The 18,995-nt window shown below is 73.1% G+C and carries 17 protein-coding genes; 3 read left to right on the forward strand and 14 right to left on the reverse strand.

Translation table 11 applies throughout. The features are described 5' to 3' along the window. Nucleotides 1–48 precede the first annotated feature (48 nt). Nucleotides 49–537 (forward strand): hypothetical protein, encoded by a 489-nt coding sequence (locus ACNHYB_RS04905; protein ID WP_418277272.1) that lies wholly within the window; start codon nucleotides 49–51, stop codon nucleotides 535–537. A gap of 121 nt (nucleotides 538–658) precedes the next feature. On the opposite strand, the gene ACNHYB_RS04910 is transcribed toward ACNHYB_RS04905, so the two are convergent. From ACNHYB_RS04910 to ACNHYB_RS04940, 7 genes are all read right to left on the reverse strand, one after another. Next, complete coding sequence (locus tag ACNHYB_RS04910) at nucleotides 659–1,126, reverse strand: hypothetical protein (RefSeq protein WP_418277273.1); 468 nt, start codon at nucleotides 1,124–1,126, stop codon at nucleotides 659–661. Continuing rightward, complete coding sequence (dapB, locus tag ACNHYB_RS04915) at nucleotides 1,123–1,878, reverse strand: 4-hydroxy-tetrahydrodipicolinate reductase (RefSeq protein WP_418277274.1); 756 nt, start codon at nucleotides 1,876–1,878, stop codon at nucleotides 1,123–1,125. Before dapB ends, ACNHYB_RS04910 begins: the two co-directional genes overlap by 4 nt. Then, complete coding sequence (locus ACNHYB_RS04920; protein ID WP_418277275.1) at nucleotides 1,875–3,215, reverse strand: M16 family metallopeptidase; 1,341 nt, start codon at nucleotides 3,213–3,215, stop codon at nucleotides 1,875–1,877. The genes dapB and ACNHYB_RS04920 overlap by 4 nt, the downstream gene beginning before the upstream one ends. 9 nt (nucleotides 3,216–3,224) lie before the next feature. After that, complete coding sequence (locus tag ACNHYB_RS04925; RefSeq protein ID WP_418277276.1) at nucleotides 3,225–5,480, reverse strand: polyribonucleotide nucleotidyltransferase; 2,256 nt, start codon at nucleotides 5,478–5,480, stop codon at nucleotides 3,225–3,227. Nucleotides 5,481–5,689: 209 nt separating this feature from the next. Continuing rightward, complete coding sequence (gene rpsO, locus ACNHYB_RS04930) at nucleotides 5,690–5,959, reverse strand: 30S ribosomal protein S15 (RefSeq protein WP_418277277.1); 270 nt, start codon at nucleotides 5,957–5,959, stop codon at nucleotides 5,690–5,692. A 172-nt stretch (nucleotides 5,960–6,131) separates the two neighbouring features. Then, a complete protein-coding gene (locus ACNHYB_RS04935) occupies nucleotides 6,132–7,106 on the reverse strand; it encodes a bifunctional riboflavin kinase/FAD synthetase (protein ID WP_418277278.1) in 975 nt (324 codons plus the stop codon). Between the two features lie 63 nt (nucleotides 7,107–7,169). Continuing rightward, complete coding sequence (locus ACNHYB_RS04940) at nucleotides 7,170–7,763, reverse strand: TetR/AcrR family transcriptional regulator (RefSeq protein ID WP_418277279.1); 594 nt, start codon at nucleotides 7,761–7,763, stop codon at nucleotides 7,170–7,172. 128 nt (nucleotides 7,764–7,891) lie between these two features. Here ACNHYB_RS04940 and ACNHYB_RS04945 point away from each other — a divergent pair, with 128 nt between their 5' ends. Further along, the gene (locus tag ACNHYB_RS04945) at nucleotides 7,892–9,034 is read left to right on the forward strand and encodes an ABC transporter permease (RefSeq protein ID WP_418277281.1); all 1,143 of its coding nucleotides are present in this window, start codon (nucleotides 7,892–7,894) and stop codon (nucleotides 9,032–9,034) included. On the opposite strand, the gene truB is transcribed toward ACNHYB_RS04945, so the two are convergent. The 6 genes from truB to rimP form a co-directional block, all read right to left on the reverse strand. After that, nucleotides 9,035–9,997, reverse strand: a complete 963-nt coding sequence (gene truB / locus ACNHYB_RS04950) for a tRNA pseudouridine(55) synthase TruB (RefSeq protein WP_418277282.1) — start codon at nucleotides 9,995–9,997, stop codon at nucleotides 9,035–9,037. A gap of 7 nt (nucleotides 9,998–10,004) precedes the next feature. Beyond that, nucleotides 10,005–10,433 carry a 30S ribosome-binding factor RbfA gene (rbfA, locus tag ACNHYB_RS04955; protein WP_418277283.1) on the reverse strand — a complete coding sequence of 143 codons (429 nt, stop codon included), beginning with the start codon at nucleotides 10,431–10,433 and terminating at the stop codon, nucleotides 10,005–10,007. A 108-nt stretch (nucleotides 10,434–10,541) separates the two neighbouring features. Continuing rightward, nucleotides 10,542–13,424: a translation initiation factor IF-2 gene (gene infB, locus ACNHYB_RS04960; protein ID WP_418277284.1), complete on the reverse strand. Its 2,883-nt coding sequence runs from the start codon at nucleotides 13,422–13,424 to the stop codon at nucleotides 10,542–10,544. Nucleotides 13,425–13,609: 185 nt separating this feature from the next. Continuing rightward, nucleotides 13,610–13,975: a YlxR family protein gene (locus tag ACNHYB_RS04965; RefSeq protein WP_418277285.1), complete on the reverse strand. Its 366-nt coding sequence runs from the start codon at nucleotides 13,973–13,975 to the stop codon at nucleotides 13,610–13,612. Continuing rightward, the gene (gene nusA, locus ACNHYB_RS04970) at nucleotides 13,972–15,060 is read right to left on the reverse strand and encodes a transcription termination factor NusA (RefSeq protein ID WP_418277286.1); all 1,089 of its coding nucleotides are present in this window, start codon (nucleotides 15,058–15,060) and stop codon (nucleotides 13,972–13,974) included. The genes ACNHYB_RS04965 and nusA overlap by 4 nt, the downstream gene beginning before the upstream one ends. Before the next feature lie 2 nt (nucleotides 15,061–15,062). Next, nucleotides 15,063–15,605 (reverse strand): ribosome maturation factor RimP, encoded by a 543-nt coding sequence (gene rimP / locus ACNHYB_RS04975; RefSeq protein ID WP_418277287.1) that lies wholly within the window; start codon nucleotides 15,603–15,605, stop codon nucleotides 15,063–15,065. A gap of 158 nt (nucleotides 15,606–15,763) precedes the next feature. Here rimP and ACNHYB_RS04980 point away from each other — a divergent pair, with 158 nt between their 5' ends. Next, a complete protein-coding gene (locus tag ACNHYB_RS04980; protein WP_418277288.1) occupies nucleotides 15,764–16,939 on the forward strand; it encodes a DUF4439 domain-containing protein in 1,176 nt (391 codons plus the stop codon). A 172-nt stretch (nucleotides 16,940–17,111) separates the two neighbouring features. On the opposite strand, the gene ACNHYB_RS04985 is transcribed toward ACNHYB_RS04980, so the two are convergent. Further along, nucleotides 17,112–18,953 carry a proline--tRNA ligase gene (locus tag ACNHYB_RS04985; protein ID WP_418277289.1) on the reverse strand — a complete coding sequence of 614 codons (1,842 nt, stop codon included), beginning with the start codon at nucleotides 18,951–18,953 and terminating at the stop codon, nucleotides 17,112–17,114. Nucleotides 18,954–18,995: the final 42 nt, after the last annotated feature.

Below are 18,995 nucleotides of genomic sequence, written 5' to 3' on the forward strand. Positions count from 1 at the left end.
CTGTCGGCCATGGCCCAGGTCAGAACGGCGAGGCAGGGAAGTCGGCACGTGACGACGTTCGTCACCGACTACTTCGCGGCGCCCACCGACGCGCTGGCCGCGACCGTGCTCCACTCCCACCTGGGGCCCGCCGCGCCGGCCCGCGGGTCCGGCGAGGCGTTGTTCGACACGGTCCGGCTGCCGTCGATCGACCCGTTCGTGCAGCTCGGCAGCCTCGCCGAGGTGTTCTGCGGACGGCCCTACGGCGAGATCACCGCCCACCCCAGGCACGGCACGCTCATCGGCGGTCAGGACGACGGGCCGTTCGTCGTCACCGTCTCGGACGACCTCACCTCGGACCTCGCGGCGGGCTCGCCCCAGCAGCTCACCGACGCCGCACGACGGTGGTCACGCGCCCGCGGGCTGTCGCCGACGATGGCGGCCGCGCTCGCGGCGTCCCTCCTGGCGCTCGGCGACCTCGCCGGCCGTGCCTGCGACGTGCGCCACCGGCTCTACTGCTGGGCGCGCCTGGACACCGTCGACGTCGTCGTCCCCTGACCCGTCGTCCCCTGACCCGTCGTCCCCTGACCCGTGGTCGCTCGACCCCACATCGCATGACCCCACGTCGCATGACCCCACGTCGCTCGGCCCGTCGTCCCCGTTCCCAGGTGCGCGGACGTCAGGGCCGGAACAGCGCGGACGCCTTGCGCAACGCCGCGCGGGCACGACGGCGGTCCCCCGCGGCGTCGTAGGCGAAGGCCAGGTGGTACCAGGTCCGCCAGCTCTCGGGGTCGGCCTCCACCGCCGCCTGGGCGGCCCCGAACGCCTCGTCCGCCGCCGACCGGTCGATCCGACCACCCGGCGAGCGCGGCAGGTCGTCGGCGGGCAGCTCGCCCGCCGCGGCCAGGGTGTCGGCCATCTGTTGGACCCGCGAGGCCAGCCAGAACTCCCGCACGATCAGTCCGATCACCAGCAGCGGGATGACGAGCACCGCCGCCCCGATCCCGATCAGCACCGGTTCGCCGGTGCCGATCATCGCCACCCCGCGGCGCCCGATGGCCCACACGTAGATCGCGAGCAGCGCCGTGACGGCCAGCGCCCCCAGCAGCCCGCGAGGCAGCCGACGACGCGGCGCCTCGCCCGTCACGACAGGTCCAGCACGTTCTCGAGACCCACGGTCAGGCCCGGCCGCGACACGACCTCCCGCACGGCGAGCACCACGCCCGGCATGAAGGAGGCCCGGTCGAACGAGTCCTGGCGGATCGTCAGCTGCTCGCCGGCGTTGCCGAACAGGATCTCCTCGTGCGCGACGAGGCCGCGCAGCCGCACCGCGTGCACCCGCACACCGTCGACGTCCGCGCCGCGGGCCTCGAAGCCCTCCTGCGTCGCGTCCGGCTGCGCACCGAGCCCGGCCTCGGCACGAGCGGCGGCGATCGCGGCCGCCGTGTGCCGCGCGGTGCCCGACGGGGCGTCCACCTTGTCCGGGTGGTGCAGCTCGACGACCTCCGCCGACTCGAAGTAGCGGGCGGCCTTGGCGGCGAAGGTCATCGCCAGCACGGCCGACAGTCCGAAGTTGGGGGCGATCAGCACCCCGAGACCCGCGTCCAGACGCTCCAGGTGCTCGACCACCCGACCACGGGACCCCTCGTCCCAGCCGGTCGTCCCGACCACGACGTGCGCGCCCGCGTCGAGCGCGGCGTGCACGTTCGCCTCGGTGACCGCCGGGACCGTGAAGTCCACCGCGACCTGTGCGCCCGCGTCCCGCAGCGCCGCGGCGACGTCGTCACCGACGTCGATCCGCGCCACGAGGTCGAGCCCGTCGGCGGCCTCGACGGCCTCGCACGTCTGACGGCCCATGCGTCCGGCCGCGCCGATGACGGCCACTGCGATGCTGCTCACTGCACTCCTTCGTCGGTGAACGGCCCGACTCGGACCGTGGTGCGGGGTCGTGCGGCGAGGTCGGCCGCCAGCTCGCGGACGTCCTCGGCGGTGACGGCCCGGACCCGCTCCAGGGACTCCGCCACCGTCATCAGCTCTCCGTGCACGAGCTCGGACTTGCCGAGCCTGCTCATGCGGGAGCCGGAGTCCTCCAGGCCGAGGACGAGACCGCCGGAGAGCTGCCCGACGGACCGCTCCAGCTCGGCGGTGGTGATCCCGCCGTCGGCGAGCTGCTCCAGCTCGGCGACCATCAGGGCGGTGACCTCGTCGACGCGGGCCGGGGCGCACCCGGCGTACATCCCGAAGAGGCCGAGGCCGCCGTGGCCCTGCGCGAACGAGTAGGTGGCGTACGCTAGGCCGCGCTTCTCCCGGATCTCCTGGAAGAGCCGCGAGGACATGCCGCCCCCGAGGACGGCGCTGAGCACGGTCAGCACGAACCGGCGGTCGTCGGTCGCGCTCAGGCCGGTCGACCCGATGACGACGTTCGCCTGCTCGACGGGACGGTGCACCGTCAGCTCGGAGCCCTGCGCGGGCACGCCGTCGGCCTGCGGGTCACCGGTGCGTCGCGCACGGGGCACCCGGTCCGGGTCGAGGTCCCAGCCCCCGGCCGCCAGCGCCTCGCCGACCTGCTCGACCAGACGGTCGTGGTCGACGCCGCCCGCGGCCGAGACCACGAGCGTCTCGGGCCGGTAGTGCCAGCGGTAGTGCTCCCAGACGGCGTCGCGCGGCACCGCCCGGATCGTCTCCGGAGTCCCGCCGATCGGCCGCCCGAGGGGGTGCGTACCGAGGACTGCCTCGGCGAACCGTTCGTGGACGACCTCACCCGGGTCGTCCTCGGTCATCGCGATCTCCTCGAGGATCACGCCGCGCTCGGTCTCGAGCTCGTCCGCGTCGAGGCGTGCGGAGGTGACCATGTCGGCGATGACGTCCACGGCCATCGGCAGGTCGTCGTCGAGCACACGGGCGTAGTAGCAGGTGTGCTCCTTGCCGGTGGCGGCGTTGGCCTCACCGCCGACGGCGTCGAACGCCTCGGCGATGTCGAGCGCGCTGCGCCGCGGTGTCCCCTTGAACAGCAGGTGCTCGAGGAAGTGGGTGGATCCGTGGTGCCCGTCGGTCTCGTCACGGGAGCCGACGCCGACCCATGCGCCCACCGTGGCCGAGCGCAGGCCCGGCATCTGCTCGGTGAGCACACGGACACCGCCGGGCAGGACGGTGCGACGGATCGTCGCACCGTCCTGCCCGGCGGTCAGCTCGGCACCCGGCTGGCCCGCTCTGACGAGCGGGAGGTGCTGGCTCATGGGTTCCGATCAGGCCTCGGTCGGCTGCTCGGACTCGGCGGGAGCCTCCGCCTCGGACTCGTCGTCCTCGGTCACGGCGACCAGCGAGAGCTTGCCGCGCGGGTCGATCTCACCGATCTCGACCTGGATCTTCTGGCCGATGGAGAGCACGTCGTCGACGTTCTCCACCCGCTTGCCGCCCACGAGCTTGCGGAGCTGGCTGATGTGCAGCAGCCCGTCCTTGCCCGGGGAGAGCGAGATGAACGCGCCGAACGACGTCGTCTTGACGACCGTGCCGACGAAGCGCTCGCCGACCTCGGGAACGTGCGGGTTTGCGATCGCGTTGATCGCCGCCCGCGCCGCCTCGGCGGACGGACCGTCGGTCGCACCGATGTAGACCGTGCCGTCGTCCTCGATCGAGATGTCGGCGCCGGTCTCCTCCTGGATCTGGTTGATCATCTTGCCCTTGGGCCCGATGACCTCGCCGATCTTGTCCACGGGGACCTTGACCGCGATGACGCGCGGCGCGTTCGGGCTCATCTCGTCCGGCACGTCGATCGCCTCGGCGAGCACCTCGAGGATCGTCAGGCGCGCGTCGCGGGCCTGGGTCAGTGCCCCGGCCAGGACGGACGCGGGGATGCCGTCGAGCTTCGTGTCGAGCTGGATGGCGGTGACGAACTCGCTGGTGCCGGCGACCTTGAAGTCCATGTCGCCGAAGGCGTCCTCGGCACCGAGGATGTCGGTGAGCGCCGCGTAGCGGGTCTCACCGTCCACGGTGTCGGAGATGAGGCCCATGGCGATGCCCGCGACCGGAGCCTTCAGCGGGACACCCGCGTTGAGCAGCGACAGCGTCGAGGCGCAGACCGAGCCCATCGAGGTCGAGCCGTTGGACCCGAGGGCCTCGGACACCTGGCGGATCGCGTAGGGGAACTCCTCGCGGCTGGGCAGCACCGGCACGAGCGCACGCTCGGCGAGCGCGCCGTGACCGATCTCGCGACGCTTCGGCGACCCGACGCGTCCCGTCTCGCCCGTGGAGAACGGCGGGAAGTTGTAGTTGTGCATGTAGCGCTTGCGCGTGACCGGCCCGAGGGAGTCGATCTGCTGCTCCATGCGCAGCATGTTCAGCGTGGTGACACCCATGATCTGGGTCTCGCCGCGCTCGAAGATGGCCGACCCGTGCACGCGCGGGAGCACCTCGACCTCGGCGGACAGGGTGCGGATGTCCGCGAGCCCACGACCGTCGATGCGCACGCCGTCGGTCAGGACGCGCTGGCGCACGAGCTGCTTCTGCAGCGAACGGTAGGCGGCGGACAGCTCCTTCTCGCGGCCCTCGAAGGCACCGGAGCCGGTCACGTCCTGCACCATCTGCGCCTTGAGCTCGTCGAGACGGCTCTCGCGCTCCTGCTTGTCCGCGATGGTCAGCGCCTCGCGCAGCGGGGCGGCGACCGCGGACTCGACCGCGGCGTAGGCGTCCTCGGCGTACTCCGGGAACACCGGGAAGTCCTGGACGTCCTTCGCGGACTGGGCGGCCAGCGACGCCTGCGCGTCGCACAGCGACTTGAGGAACGGCTTGGCCGCTTCGATGCCCTGGGCGACGACCTCCTCGGTCGGCGCGGCGACACCCTCGGTCTTGATGAGCTTCCAGGCGTCGTCGGTCGCCTCGGCCTCGATCATCGCGATCGCGACGTCGGGCTGACCGTCGGCACCCGTGACGACCCGACCGGCCACGACCATGTTGAACACGGCGCGCTCGAGGTCGGAGTACTTCGGGAAGGCGACCCACTGGCCGTCGATGAGCGCGATGCGCACACCCGCGACCGGACCGGAGAACGGCAGGCCGGAGATCTGCGTGGACGCGGACGCGGCGTTGATCGCCAGCACGTCGTAGGCGTCGTCCGGGTGGATGGCCAGGACGGAGATGACGACCTGGACCTCGTTGCGCAGACCCTTGACGAACAGGGGGCGCAGCGGACGGTCGATGAGACGGCAGGCGAGGATCGCCTCGGTCGAGGGGCGACCCTCACGACGGAAGAACGAGCCGGGGATGCGACCCGCGGCGTACATGCGCTCCTCGACGTCGACCGTCAGGGGGAAGAAGTCGAACTGCTCCTTGGGGTGCTTGCCGGCCGTGGTGGCCGACAGGAGCATGGTCTCGCCGTCCAGGTAGGCGGCGACGGAGCCGGCGGCCTGGCGGGCGAGGCGGCCCGTCTCGAAGCGGACGGTGCGGGTGCCGAAGCGACCGTTGTCGATGACGGCCTCGGCGAACTGGATCTCGGGACCCTCCATGGGTGCCCTCCTTGTTCTCGAAGGCGCCGCCATCCGTGCGACGGTCTTCGATCGAGGCCCCCGGAGCCGCACGCCGGACGAGCCGGGCAGATCGGGAGGCCACTACCGAGGACCGGACGACGGCCCGGCGGCGCGATGTGGGTGGCTTGCTAGGACATCACACCAGACCAGCCCGGGCCCTGCGACAGGGACCGGGCTGGTCGGGGAGGTCAGCGGCGCAGACCGAGGCGCTCGATGAGCGCGCGGTACCGCGCGATGTCGACCTTCTGCAGGTAGCCGAGCAGACGGCGGCGCTGGCCGACCAGCAGGAGCAGGCCACGACGCGAGTGGTGGTCGTGCTTGTGCTCCTTGAGGTGCTCGGTGAGGTCCTTGATGCGCTGGGTCAGGAGCGCGGTCTGCACCTCCGGCGAGCCGGTGTCGCCCTCGTGAGTGGCGTACTCGGTGATGATGTTCTGCTTGGTGGCAGCGTCGAGCGGCATGGCTCTCCTTCTGGTGTCGTTGCGCGGTGCACCGGGACTCGTTCACCGGGCGCTCTGGATCCGCGGCCGAAATACGGCGGTCCCATCCTAGCAGCGCACCGACCACGCCGGTCGCCGCGCGGGCGGCCGGAACCGTGGCGCTCGACACGCCCACGACGCGCGGGCGACGCGCTCAGCCAGCCAGGACCTGCCGGGCCCGGGCGACGTCGTCGTGCATCTGCTCGACCAGCGCCGCCACGCCGTCGAACCGGAGCGTCGGGCGCAGGTGCTCCACGAGCTCCAGCACCACCACCTCGTCGTAGAGGTCGAGGTCGGTACGGTCCAGCACGTACGCCTCGACGCGGCGCTCCACGCCGTCGAACGTCGGGTTCGTCCCGATCGACACGGCGGCCGGCAGCAGGACGTCGTCGTGCCGGGCGTCACGCGCGGCGAGCGTCGGACGGCGCAACCAGCCCGCGTAGACGCCGTCGGCCGGGACCATGCCCGAGATCGAGCCCAGGTTCGCCGTCGGGAAGCCGAGCTCGCGCCCTCGCGCGTCCCCGTGGACGACGGTCCCGCGCACGCGGTGCCACCGACCGAGGACGTCGGCGGCCTGGGCCACGTCGCCCTCGGCCAGCAGCGCGCGAGCGGCGGAGCTCGACCATCGCTGGCGGCCTCCCGCCGGCTCCGGGACGCTGCCCTCGTCGTCGACGGCGACGACCTCGAACCCGTGCCTGCCGCCCAGCTCGACCATGGTGGCCAGGGTGCCCACGTTGCCGGAGCCGAACCGGACGTCGTGCCCGACGACGACGCTGCGCGCCCCGAGGGCGCCCGTGAGGTACCGGGTGACGAACTCCTCGGGCGACTGCGCGGCGAACTGCAGCGAGTAGGGCACCACGAGCACCGCGTCCAGCCCGGTGGCGGCCATCAGCTCCAGGCGGTCGTCCAGCCCGGTGATCAGCTCGGGCGCCACCTCGGGCCGGTGGACCCGGGCCGGGTGCGGGTCGAAGGTGACCGCCACGGCGGCCCGGTCGTCACCGTGCGCCAGCCGCACGAGCCGGCCGAGCACGGCCTGGTGCCCGCGGTGGACGCCGTCGAAGTTGCCGATCGTCACCACCGACGGCCCGAAGCCGTCGGGGACCTCGTCGACGTGGGTGAACACCTGCACCGGTTCGTGCTCCTCGATCGGGGGAACGCCTGGACCGGCGCCGACGGACCAGGATAGTCCCGCTCAGGCGGGCAGCACGGCACGAGCCGCGGCGAGGTACTCCTCGCCGTCGAACTCGTCGAGCATCGCGCGCTGCAGCTGGAAGCCCTGCCCGAGCGCCATCATGACCGGGAGCAGCCGCTCGGCAGCGACCTCCGCGCCGTCGGGCGCGAGGTCGGGGCGGGCGGCGAACCACGCCTGCAGGGCCTCGCGCAACACCCGGCGGAACGACCCCACGACCCGTTCGACGACGTCGTGGATCTCCGGGTCCACCGTCGACTCCGCCCAGAGCTGCAGCAGCAGCCGGCCGTCCACGAGGTCGCGGCTCATCCCCCCGGCCAGGATCGTCAGGACCTCGCCGGGCGACGGCGGCAGTCCGTGCCGGGACGCCGCGTCGATCTCCGCTCCGCGCCGGGACAGGACCTCCTCGGCCACGGCCGCGAACAGCTCCTGCTTGCCGGAGAAATGGGTGTAGATCGCCCCTGCCGACAGGCCGGACTCGGCCACGACGTCCGCGATCGACGCGTACTGGTAGCCCTTGGCGGCGAAGGCGCGCAGGGCGGCCTCCCGGATCTGACGGCGGCGCGCCTCGCGGTGCTCGTCGCTGACTCGTGGCACGGACCGCACCCCTTTCCCCATCTGGCCTGGGCGGTTGACAAGCCTACGCGGCCGGCATCACTCTAGCTGCAAAACGAACGGTCGTTTTTCTATTGACGATCTTTGCGACGGCCGATCCCGGGAGCACCATGTCCACCTCCACGTCCACGTCCACGTCCACCGGACCCGCCCCCACACCCGACCCGGCGACGACCCCGCCGACACCCCCGACCGGGCACGCCCCTGCACCGCACACGCCCTGGACGAGGGTCGTCGTGGTCGGGCTCGCGATCGCCGCCGTCGTCACCCTCGTCGAGCTCGCCTTCTCCTGGCCGGCGGTCACCGCCGAGCCCCGTGACGTGCCCGTGGCCGTGGTGGGACCCGCCGACGCGGTCCAGGAGCTCGCCGAGACCCTCGAGAGCCAACAGCCCGGGGTCGTCGACCTGGTCGAGACGGCCGACCGCGACGACGCGGTCACCGCCGTCGAGCAGCGCGACGTCGTCGGCGCCCTCGTGCTCGGCCCGACGCCGGAGGTCCTGACCGCCCCCGCGGCCGGCTCCGCGCCCACCCAGCTCATGACCGGGCTCGCCTCCCGTCTGCAGGCCCGGGTCACCGCGCAGGCCGTGGCCGCGCTGCAGCAGCAGGCGGCTCAGGGCACGGACCTCCCGCAGGACGGCCCGCCCACCGTCACCGTGACCGAGGTCGTCCCCCTGTCGCCGGACGACCCGCAGGGCACCGGGATGACGGCTGCGCTGTTCCCCCTGCTGCTCGGCGGCATGGCCGGGGGCATCGCCATCTCCCTGGCCGTCGTCGGCGCCGGGCGGCGCGTCCTGGCCGTGGCCGTCTACGCCGTCGTCGGCGGACTCGTGCTCACCGCGGTGCTGCAGGGCTGGTTCGGGTCGCTCCAGGGTGACTGGTGGACCAACGCCGCGGCGATCGCCCTGGCGCTGGCGGCGGTCGCCGCCCCTCTCACCGGGTTCGTCGCTCTGCTGGGCCGGGCGGGCATCGCCGTCGGTGCCGTGCTCATGATGCTCGTCGCCAACCCGATCTCCGGGGCGACCGTCCCGCCGGAGTTCCTGCCGTGGCACTGGGGCGCCCTCGGCCAGTGGTTCCCGCCCGGGGCCAGCGGCACCCTCCTGCGCGACCTGTCCTACTTCCCCGCCGCGGACACCGCCGCGGCCTGGATCGCGCTCGGGGCGTGGACCACGCTCGGGGTCATGTTCTCCCTGGTCGGACACTTCCGCACCGCCGGCGGGGTCGAACCGGACGTCGAGGCAGCCCTGGAGGACTGATCAGGACGCCGGCGCCAGCACCAGGACCGGTCTGGCCAGCCGCTCACCACGTCGGGTGGTGTCCTCCAGCAGGGCGATCAGGCTTCCGTCGGGACCGATGCCCGCCCGGGTGCCGGGGGCGTCCGACGGCGCCACCCACTGCCCGTAGCCGAGCGCCCGGACCTCGGCCTCGGTCAGGTCGCGCACCGGGAAGGAGGCCCGCGCGGCCTGCGCGAGCGGCACCGTGGCCAGCACGCCGTCGCCGTCGGCCTGCGCGAGGAGCTCGTCCAGCGTGCGGGCCAGGTCGAGGCCGTAGCCACCGACCCGGGTCCGGCGCAGGGCGGTGAGGTGACCGCCCACGCCGAGGGCGGCGCCGAGGTCCCGCGCGAGCGCCCGGACGTAGGTGCCGGACGAGACCACCACGGTCACGTCCAGGTCGAGCACGGGCAACCCGTCCGCCGTGGTGGCCTCGCGGCGGGCGAGGACCTCGAAGGCGTCCACCCGCACCGGCCGGGCCGTGAGCTCGACGTCCTCGCCGGCGCGTGCGCGTGCGTAGGCCCGCTTGCCGTCGACCTTGACCGCGCTGACGGTGCTGGGCACCTGGGCGATGTCGCCCGTCAGGGCCGCGACCGCGGTCGCCAGGGCGTCCGGGTCGACCCCGGAGCCGATCCCTGACGCCGTCGTCGTCTCCCCCTCGGCGTCGTCTGTGGTGGTCGCCGCACCGAGGCGGATCGTCGCGTCGTACGCCTTGTCCGCGCCCACGACGTACGTGAGGAGCTTCGTGGCACGCCCGACACCCACCACCAGCACGCCCGTGGCCATCGGGTCGAGCGTGCCGGCGTGCCCGACCTTGCGGGTACCCGCGAGGTGCCGGCACCGGGCGACCACGTCATGGCTCGTCCAGCCCGCCGGCTTGTCGACGATCAGCAGACCGTCGGGCGCCGTCGGGCGGCGTGCGGGACGCTCCGCGCCACGGCCCACCACGCGCCCGTCAGTCCTCGTCCTCGTCGCTGCGGTAGGGGTCCGCGTCCCCGGCGAACGCCTTGCCCTCGCGCAGCGCGGCCAGCTCGGCGTCGCGCCGCTGGGCCTCGTGCAGCGCCGCGTCCAGGTGCGCGGCCGTCTCCGGGACGGAGTCCAGGTGGAACTCCACCGTGGGCGTCAGGCGGATCCCCGTCTGCTTGCCCACCTCGGAGCGGATCATGCCCTTGGCGCTCTCGAGCGCGGCCGCGGTCCCGACCCGGTCCTCGTCGCTGCCGAGCACCGTGTAGAACACGGAGGCCTGCTGGAGGTCGCCGGTCACGCGGACGTCAGTCACCGTGACGAAGCCCAGACGGGGGTCCTTGATCCGGGTGTCGAGCAGCCCGGCGACGATCTCCTTGATGCGGTCCGCGAGCTTGCGGGCCCTGGGGTTCTCACTCATGAATCCTCCTGATATCGACGCCGACGGCGTCCATCTCGTCCTGACGCCGACGGCGCCCCGTCCGCTGCTCCTGGCAGCGGACGGGGCGCCGACCGACGGTCCGAGACCTCAGGAACGCGGGATCTCCCGCATCTCGAAGGTCTCGATGATGTCGCCCTCGGTGACGTCGTTGAACGACCCGAGACCGATACCGCACTCGAAGCCCTCGCGGACCTCGGTGACGTCGTCCTTCTCACGACGCAGCGACTCGACGGTGAGGTCGTTGCCGACCACCTTGCCGTCGCGCAGCACGCGCGCCTTGGTGTTGCGACGGATCGTGCCCGACCGGACGATCGAACCGGCGATGTTGCCGAACTTCGAGGACCGGAACACCTGGCGGATCTCGGCGGTACCGAGCTGCGCCTCCTCGTACTCCGGCTTGAGCATGCCCTTCAGGGCAGCCTCGATGTCGTCGATCGCCTGGTAGATCACCGAGTAGAACTTGACCTCGACGCCCTCGCGGTCCGCCAGGTCCTCCACACGAGGACCGAACTTGACGTTGAAGCCGAGGATCACGGCGTTGTCGACCGTGGCGAGGTTGACGTCGTTCTGCGTGATGTCACCGACACCGCGGTGGATGACACGCAGGTCGACCTCGTCACCGACGTCGATCTTGAGCAGCGCGTCCTCGAGGGCCTCGACGGCACCGGACACGTCACCCTTGAGGACGAGGTTGAGCGTCTCGACCTTGCCCTGCTCGAGCGCCTTGGTGAAGTCCTCGAGGCTGATGCGCTTGCGGCGCTTGGCCAGGAGGGCGGCACGCTCGGCGGCCTCGCGCTTCTCGGCGATCTGACGAGCGGTGCGCTCGTCGGGTGCCACGAGGAACGTGTCGCCCGCTCCCGGCACCGACGACAGACCGAGCACCTGGACCGGACGGGCCGGACCCGCCTCGGACAGCGTCTCGCCGTGCTCGTCGAGCATGGCCCGGACCCGACCGTGAGCCGTACCGGCCACGATCGCGTCACCGACCTGCAGGGTGCCGGACTCCACCAGGACGGTCGCGACCGAGCCGCGACCCTTGTCCAGGTGCGCCTCGATGGCGACACCCCGGGCGTCCTTGGACGGGTTGGCCCGCAGGTCCAGCGCCGCGTCCGCGGTGAGCAGCACGGCCTCCAGGAGGTCGTCGATGCCCTTGCGCTGCAGCGCGGAGACGTCGACGAACATCGTGTCGCCGCCGTACTCCTCGGCCACCAGGTTGTACTCGGTGAGCTGCTGGCGGATCTTGGCGGGGTTGGCCCCCTCCTTGTCCACCTTGTTGACGGCGACCACGATCGGCACGTTGGCCGACTGGGCGTGGTTGAGCGCCTCGATCGTCTGGGGCATCACGCCGTCGTCCGCCGCGACCACGAGGATCGCGATGTCCGTCACCTGCGCACCACGGGCACGCATGGCGGTGAACGCCTCGTGACCCGGGGTGTCGATGAACGTGATGGCGCGGTCGGCGCCCTCGTGCTCGGCGTGCACCTGGTAGGCACCGATGTGCTGGGTGATGCCACCGGCCTCGCCCGCGACGACGTCCGTCGAACGGATCGCGTCGAGCAGCTTCGTCTTTCCGTGGTCGACGTGACCCATGACGGTCACGACCGGCGGACGCGCCTCGAGGTCCTCGTCCGACTCGCCGGCCTCCTCGGCCTGCAGGTCGATGTCGAAGGACCCGAGCAGCTCGCGGTCCTCCTCCTCGGCGGAGACCATCTCGATGACGTAGCCGAGCTCGACACCGAGGGTCGCGAACGTGTCCTCGTCGAGCGACTGCGTCGCCGTGGCCATCTCACCGAGGTGCAGCAGCACCGTGACGAGCGACGCCGGGTTGGCGTCGATCTTGTCGGCGAAGTCGTTCAGGGACGAGCCGTGACGCAGGCGGATGACCGTCTGGCCGTTGCCGCGGGGGACGGAGACGCCACCCAGCGACGGAGCCTGCATCTGCTCGAACTCCTGGCGCTTCGCCCGCTTCGACTTGCGCCCCCGGACGGGACGGCCACCGGCGCGGCCGAACGCACCCTGGGTGCTGCCACGACCTGCGCCGCCGCGACCGCGGAACCCACCGCCGCCACCGGGACGGACGCCGCCGCCCGCACCGGCACCTGCGCCGCCACCACGGTTGCCCGCGGGGCCTCCGCCGCCGGGACCGCCGCGACCGCGACCGCCACCGCCACCGCCGCGACCGCCGGCAGCAGGACGCTCACCGGGTCGGGGCATGCTCGTCTTGCCCGGCATCATGCCGGGGTTCGGGCGCGGACCGCCCGGACGCGGGGCCGCGGGACGCGGACCGCCCGGACGGGGACCACCCGGCCGCTCGGCCGCGGGTGCACCCTCACCGCGCTGCGAACGGGGCATGCCCTGGTTCGAGGCGTAGGGGTTGTTGCCCGGGCGCGGGCCGCGCTGCATCCCCTGCTGGGAGGCGTAGGGGTTGTTGCCCGGACGCGGCTGACCGCCACGCCCGCCCTGGGCGGGACGCTGCTGGTTGGGCTTGGCGCCCGGCTTGGGCGCGGCGTCGGGGCGTGCACCGGGCTTGGCCGCCGGCGTACCGCCCTGCGCGGCGGGGGCCTGCGGGGCCGGAGCCTGCGGGGCCGGAGCCTGCGGTGCGGGCGCCTGCGGAGCAGGGTTCTGCGGAGCGGGGGCCTGCGGGGCAGTGCTCTCCGGCTGGGCCGCGGACTTCTGCTCCGTGGGTGCGGGTGCCGGCTTGTTCCCGGGCTTGGGAGCGTCGGGCGCCGTCCTGGCCGCTCCGGGCTTGGGTGCGGAAGGCTTCCGCGGGGCGGGGCTGGGCCTGGACCCGCCCGACCCCGAGGCGCCTCCGGCGCTCTGGAGCTTGTCGCGCATCATGCGCTCCACCGGCGCCTCGAGCGTCGAGGACGCCGAACGCACGAACTCACCTGCCGACTTCAGTTCTGCCAGCAGGGCCTTGCTCTCCACTCCGAGCTGCTTCGCGAGCTCGTGGACGCGGATCTTCGCCACATCTCTCCTGTCTCGGCCCCACCGAGACAGGCAGGACCGTCGTTAGTACCGAGTACTCATCGCTGGGGACTCATCGGGTGCCCATCGGCTTCTGACCCGCTTCCTTGTCGACGTACACGTGGTGCGGCCGGGACGAGGTGCCCCGGTCGTGCTCTGGCCGGCGCTCGACGCGCCGACCAGGTTCTTCAACGGTCGTCCGGTTCCAGAAGGGTCCGGACCGCCGACAGGTCGAGCGGCCCGTCGGCGCGCAGAGCGCGCGGGACGGCCCGCCGTCGGACGGCGAGAGCCAGGCACCGGGCGTCCGGATGGATCCAGGCGCCGCGGCCCGGCCGGCTCCCCCGCTCGTCGACGACGACCAGCTGGTCACCGTCGGACGTCGCGAGGACCAGCCTCAAGAGCTCCGACCGCAGGTCACGGCCCCGGCAGCCGACACACGTGCGCACCGGACCCGCCGACGAGGCGGGGAGGGGACGTGGGCAGGCCGGGTCCTGGGCACGCGGCCCGGTCCCTGTCAGTCTAACCTGCTCGCTCACATCGCTCGACCAGCTCACTCTTCCTCGGTGGACCCCTCGGTCGACCCGGCGGCCGTCGTACCCGTCGTCGTGCCCGCCGTCGTGGCGGTGATCACGGGCTCCGTGGGCTCCTCGTCCGAGCGGATGTCGATGCGCCAACCCGTGAGCTTCGCGGCGAGGCGCGCGTTCTGCCCCTCCTTGCCGATCGCGAGCGACAGCTGGTAGTCCGGCACGACCGCGCGCGCGGCGCGCGCCTCGAGGTCGACGACGGTGACAGAGCTCACACGCGCCGGCGAGAGCGCGTTCGCCACGAACCGGGCGGGCTCGTCGTGGTGGTCGACGATGTCGATCTTCTCGCCGTGCAGCTCGGCCATCACGGCCCGCACCCGGGCGCCCATCGGCCCGATGCACGCGCCCTTGGCGTTGAGACCCGACACGTTCGACCGGACGGCGACCTTGGTCCGGTGCCCCGCCTCACGGGCGATCGCCGTGATCTCCACGGAGCCGTCGGCGATCTCCGGGACCTCGAGCTCGAAGAGCTTGCGCACGAGCCCGGGGTGGGTGCGACTCAGGGTGACCTGGGCCCCCTTCATCCCGCGGGCGACCTCCACCACGAAGGCGCGCAGACGCTCGCCGTGCACGTACTCCTCGCCGGGCACCTGCTCGTGCGGCGGCAGCACCGCCTCGGTGTCCCCGACGTCCACCAGCACGACGCGGGGGTCGCGGCCCTGCTGGATCACGCCGGCGAGGACCTCGCCCTCCTTGTCCTTGAACATGCCCAGGACCTGGTCGTCCTCCGCGTCGCGCAGCCGCTGGACGATCACCTGGCGAGCGGTCGCCGTGGCGATGCGGCCGAAGTTCGCCGGCGTGTGGTCGAACTCCGGCCCGCTCTCGACCAGGGGACGACCCTCGGGGTCGGCCGGGTCCGGGGTGCGGATCTCCTCGCGCGCCCAGACGGTCACGTGACCGCTGCGCCGGTCGACCTCGACGCGGGCACGCTGGTACGCGTCGGGGGTGCGGTGGTACGCGGACAGCAGCGCCTGCTCGATGGCTTCGACCAGGACGTCCAGGCTGATCTCCCTCTCGCGCTCCAACAGCCTCAGCGTGCTCATGTCGATGTCCATCGTCAGCCTTCCTCACCGTCGCGGGCAGCGCCCGCCTCGTCGTCCTCGAGCCTCTTGAGCTCGACCTCCACCTTGCCCTTGCGCACCTGGTCGAGCGCCACCCGCGAACCGTCGTCCAGGACCACCGCCTCGCCGCCGGCACCGTCACCCGCAGCATCTGCCGCAGGAACCACGTCCACCACGCGGCCCGACACCGTGGAGCCGTCCACCAGCGTCAGGCGCACCATCCGGGTCCGCGCCCGACGGAAGTGCCGCGGAGCCGTCAGCGGACGCGACGTTCCCGGGGTCGACACCTCGAGCGTGTAGTGGCCCGGCACCGTGTCGGCCTCGTCCAGCGCCGCCGAGATCGCCCTCGACGCCTCCCCGAGCCGGTCGGAGTCCAGGCTGCCGACCTCGTCCTGCGGAAGATCCAGGGTGATGCGCACCACGGTCGCGCCGCCCGCCCGGACCAGCCGCACGTCCTCCAGGAAGAGTCCGGCACCGCTGACCACCGGTTCGACGACGGTCCGGACGCCGTCGTCCTGAGGGCTCCGCCCTGCTGCCATCGCTGCCTCCCGCTGGTGCTTGCGCGCCGGGTGGTCCCCGCGGCTCGTGTTTCGTTGTGCGTCGTCCAGCGTAACGAACGCCGTCGGCCCCGCGTGCCGAACGACCCGCGCCGGCAGGTGGAGGAACGTCACACCCGGACATGGCAAGATCAGCACCGATGGATCCGCACGCCGCCTCCGACGCCCCCCGACGCCGACGTCGGGCGGTCGCCCTCGCCGTGCTCGCAGCGGTGCTGCTCGGCGGGTGCGGACTGCGGCTCGAGACACCCCCGCCCGCGGAGCCCGACCCGGACGCCGTCGAGATCGTGCGGCGCACGGCGGTGGCGGACGCGCTGTTCGTCGCGGAGCAGGCCGACGGCGCCGTCTCGACCCTGGCGGGCAAGCGGCCACGGCTGACCGCCGAGCTCGAACGCATCGCCGAGGACTCCCGCGACCAGGCCGAACAGCTGGGCGGCACCTACGACTCCGGGCTCGAGCCCGAAGCCCCCGCGTCGTCGCCCGGCCCGAGCGACGACCCGGTGAGCACCGAAGACGTCGTCACGGCGCTCGTGGACGCCTCCGGCCGGAGCAGGACCGCGGCCGGCACCACCGACGACGGCCCGCTGGCGCGCCTGCTCGCCTCCGTCGGCGCCGCCCAGACCGTGTCCGCCGTCCGCGTCGGGGCCTACGGCGACACCGTCCCGATCAGCGTCGACCCGGTCGTCCCGGCCCCGGAGGAGACCCCCGTGGTCACCGACGAGCCGGACACCCAGGACCCCTCCCCCGTCGAGGCCACGCCCACCTCCCGCCTCGCCGAGCGCGCGGCCGCCACCGTCGTCGAGCAGGACGACGAGGACGCGGAGGAGACCGAGGAGGGCGAGCAGGACGCGGACGTGGTCTCCAGCACCGTCCCGGACCCCGACGAGCCGGCCGTCGTGCCCCGCGGCCTCACCGTCGCCGACCTGCGCACGCTGGTCGAGTCGGAGGACTCGGCGGCCTACGCCCTCGACCTGCGGGCGGCGCTGCGCGACGACGACGCCCGCGCGCGGCTCGCCGAGCGAGCCCAGGCCCACGACGAGCGGTCGCGCGCCTGGGCGCTCGTCGCCGGGGTGGGCGGCACCGAGCAGGATCCGCGCCAGGTCGCGTACGCCGTGCCTCGCGGCAGCGACGACGACGAGCTGGTCCGCGCCGTCGAGGACGACCTGGCCACCGGCTACGCCACGCTCGTCGCCACGACCGCCGTCGGGACGCGTGCCGTCCTCGTCGACCTTCTCGTCGAGTCGGCGCTCACCCTCGACGCGTGGGGTGCCGACCCCGTGCCCTTCCCCGGTCTGCCGGAGCAGGCGCCGCAGTGACTCCGCAGTGCTGACGACGCCGTGCTGACGACGCCGCACCTGCCTCCGCGGTGACCCGCGACGACCAAGTGACGACCCGGCGACGACACAGCGGTGACACCGACGACCCTGGGCCCCGCCGGACAGCGGGCCCAGGGTCGGGCGTGAGGCGTCGGGCGCCAGGCGTCAGGCGTCAGGCGTCGAGGAGCGCGCGCACGCGTCGGGCGACCTCGGCCGCAGCCTGCTCGACCGGCACCTGCACCGCCTCGCCCGCTCGCGGACGGAGCTCGACGACACCGTCGGCCAGCCCCCGCCCGACGACCACCACGAGGGGCACGCCGAAGATCTCGGCGTCGGCGAACTTGACGCCCGGCGAGACCTTCGGCCGGTCGTCGTAGAGGACCTCGACACCGTCGTCGACCAGGGCGGCCGCCAGGTCCTCGGCAGCGGCGAAGACCTCCTGCCCCTTGCCCGTCGCGACGACGTGGACGTGGGCGGGCGCCACGTGCGCGGGCCAGGCCAGGCCACGCTCGTCGTGGTTCGCCTCGGCGAGCGCGGCGAGGGCGCGGGTCACGCCGATGCCGTAGGAGCCCATCGTGACCACGGCCTGCTTGCCGTTCGGGTCGAGCACCTTGAGGTCGAGGGCCTCGGCGTACTTGCGACCGAGCTGGAAGATGTGCCCGATCTCGATGCCGCGCGCCAGCTCCAGCGGGCCGGAGCCGTCCGGCGCGGGGTCACCGGCCCGCACCTCCGCGGCCTCGATCGTGCCGTCGGCGATGAAGTCGCGCCCCGCGACCAGGTCGAACACGTGGTGGCCCGGTGCGTCGGCGCCGGTGATCCACCGGGTGCCCGGCACGACGCGGGGGTCCAGCAGGTACGGGATCGCGGACCGTTCCTCACCCGTCTCCTCGTCGACGACCCGGGCGCCCTGCGGACCGAGCACGCCGGGGCCGATGTATCCCTTGACGAGCTCCGGGTGCGCCGCGAAGTCCGCTTCCGTGGCCGGCTCGGCCTCGGCCGGGGCCAGCGAGGCCTCCAGGCGCTTGACGTCCACGTCGCGGTCGCCGGGGAGCCCGACGACGACGACGTCGCGGCGCCCGTCGGGACGCGTCACCGCGAGCACGACGTTCTTCAGGGTGTCGGCGGCCGTCCAGGCACGGTCCTCACGGGGGTGGTCGGCGTTCGCGCACGCCACCAGCGAGGCGATCGTCGGGGTGTCCGGGGTGTCCTCGACGTGAGCGGCCGGGGCGTCCTGGACGGGCAGGGCGTCCGGCACCGGCGTGACGACCGCCTCGACGTTGGCGGCGTACCCGCCGGCGGACCGCACGAAGGTGTCCTCGCCGATCGGCGACGGCGACAGGAACTCCTCGGAGCGGGAACCGCCCATCGCACCGGACGTGGCCGCGACGATCACGTACTCCAGACCCAGTCGGTCGAAGATCCTCTGGTACGCCGAGCGCTGCGTCTCGTAGGAGGTCGCCAGGCCGTCGTCGTCCAGGTCGAAGGAGTAGGCGTCCTTCATGATGAACTCGCGGCCCCGGATCAGGCCCGCCCGCGGCCTCGCCTCGTCGCGGTACTTGGTCTGGATCTGGAACAGGGTGAGCGGCAGGTCCTTGTACGAGGAGTACAGGTCCTTGACCAGGAGCGTGAACATCTCCTCGTGCGTGGGCGCCAGGAGGTAGTCGCCCTCCCGGCGGTCCTGGAGTCGGAAGAGGTTCGGCCCGTACTCCGACCACCGGCCCGTCGCCTCGTAGGGCTCGCGGGGCAGCAGCGCCGGGAAGTGCACCTCCTGCGCTCCGGCCGCTGTCATCTCCTCGCGCACGACCGCCTCGATCTTGGCCAGCACGCGCAGGCCGAGCGGCAGCCAGGTGTAGATCCCCGGCGCCGCGCGACGGATGTAGCCGGCCCGCACCAGCAGGCGGTGGCTCGCGACCTCGGCGTCGGCCGGGTCCTCGCGCAGGGTACGGACGAACAGGGTGGACAGGCGCAGGAGCTCGCCACGACGGGCAGCACCGGGGGCGGACACGATCGACATGCCGCACAGCCTATCGGCGGGCGGGGTGCGCCCGGCGCGGTC

The organism is Isoptericola jiangsuensis, assembly GCF_048320105.1.
GTDB lineage: Bacteria > Actinomycetota > Actinomycetes > Actinomycetales > Cellulomonadaceae > Isoptericola > Isoptericola jiangsuensis_A.

What these genes read in the sequence shown, in the direction of transcription:
- ACNHYB_RS04920 (WP_418277275.1), bottom strand. Translation starts at nt 3,215, where the DNA reads ATGAGCCAGCACCTCCCGCTCGTCAGAGCGGGCCAGCCGGGTGCCGAG.
- rimP (WP_418277287.1), bottom strand. Translation starts at nt 15,605, where the DNA reads ATGGCAGCAGGGCGGAGCCCTCAGGACGACGGCGTCCGGACCGTCGTC.
- ACNHYB_RS04945 (WP_418277281.1), top strand. Translation starts at nt 7,892, where the DNA reads ATGTCCACCTCCACGTCCACGTCCACGTCCACCGGACCCGCCCCCACA.
- nusA (WP_418277286.1), bottom strand. Translation starts at nt 15,060, where the DNA reads ATGGACATCGACATGAGCACGCTGAGGCTGTTGGAGCGCGAGAGGGAG.
- rpsO (WP_418277277.1), bottom strand. Translation starts at nt 5,959, where the DNA reads ATGCCGCTCGACGCTGCCACCAAGCAGAACATCATCACCGAGTACGCC.
- ACNHYB_RS04980 (WP_418277288.1), top strand. Translation starts at nt 15,764, where the DNA reads ATGGATCCGCACGCCGCCTCCGACGCCCCCCGACGCCGACGTCGGGCG.
- rbfA (WP_418277283.1), bottom strand. Translation starts at nt 10,433, where the DNA reads ATGAGTGAGAACCCCAGGGCCCGCAAGCTCGCGGACCGCATCAAGGAG.
- ACNHYB_RS04985 (WP_418277289.1), bottom strand. Translation starts at nt 18,953, where the DNA reads ATGTCGATCGTGTCCGCCCCCGGTGCTGCCCGTCGTGGCGAGCTCCTG.
- ACNHYB_RS04925 (WP_418277276.1), bottom strand. Translation starts at nt 5,480, where the DNA reads ATGGAGGGTCCCGAGATCCAGTTCGCCGAGGCCGTCATCGACAACGGT.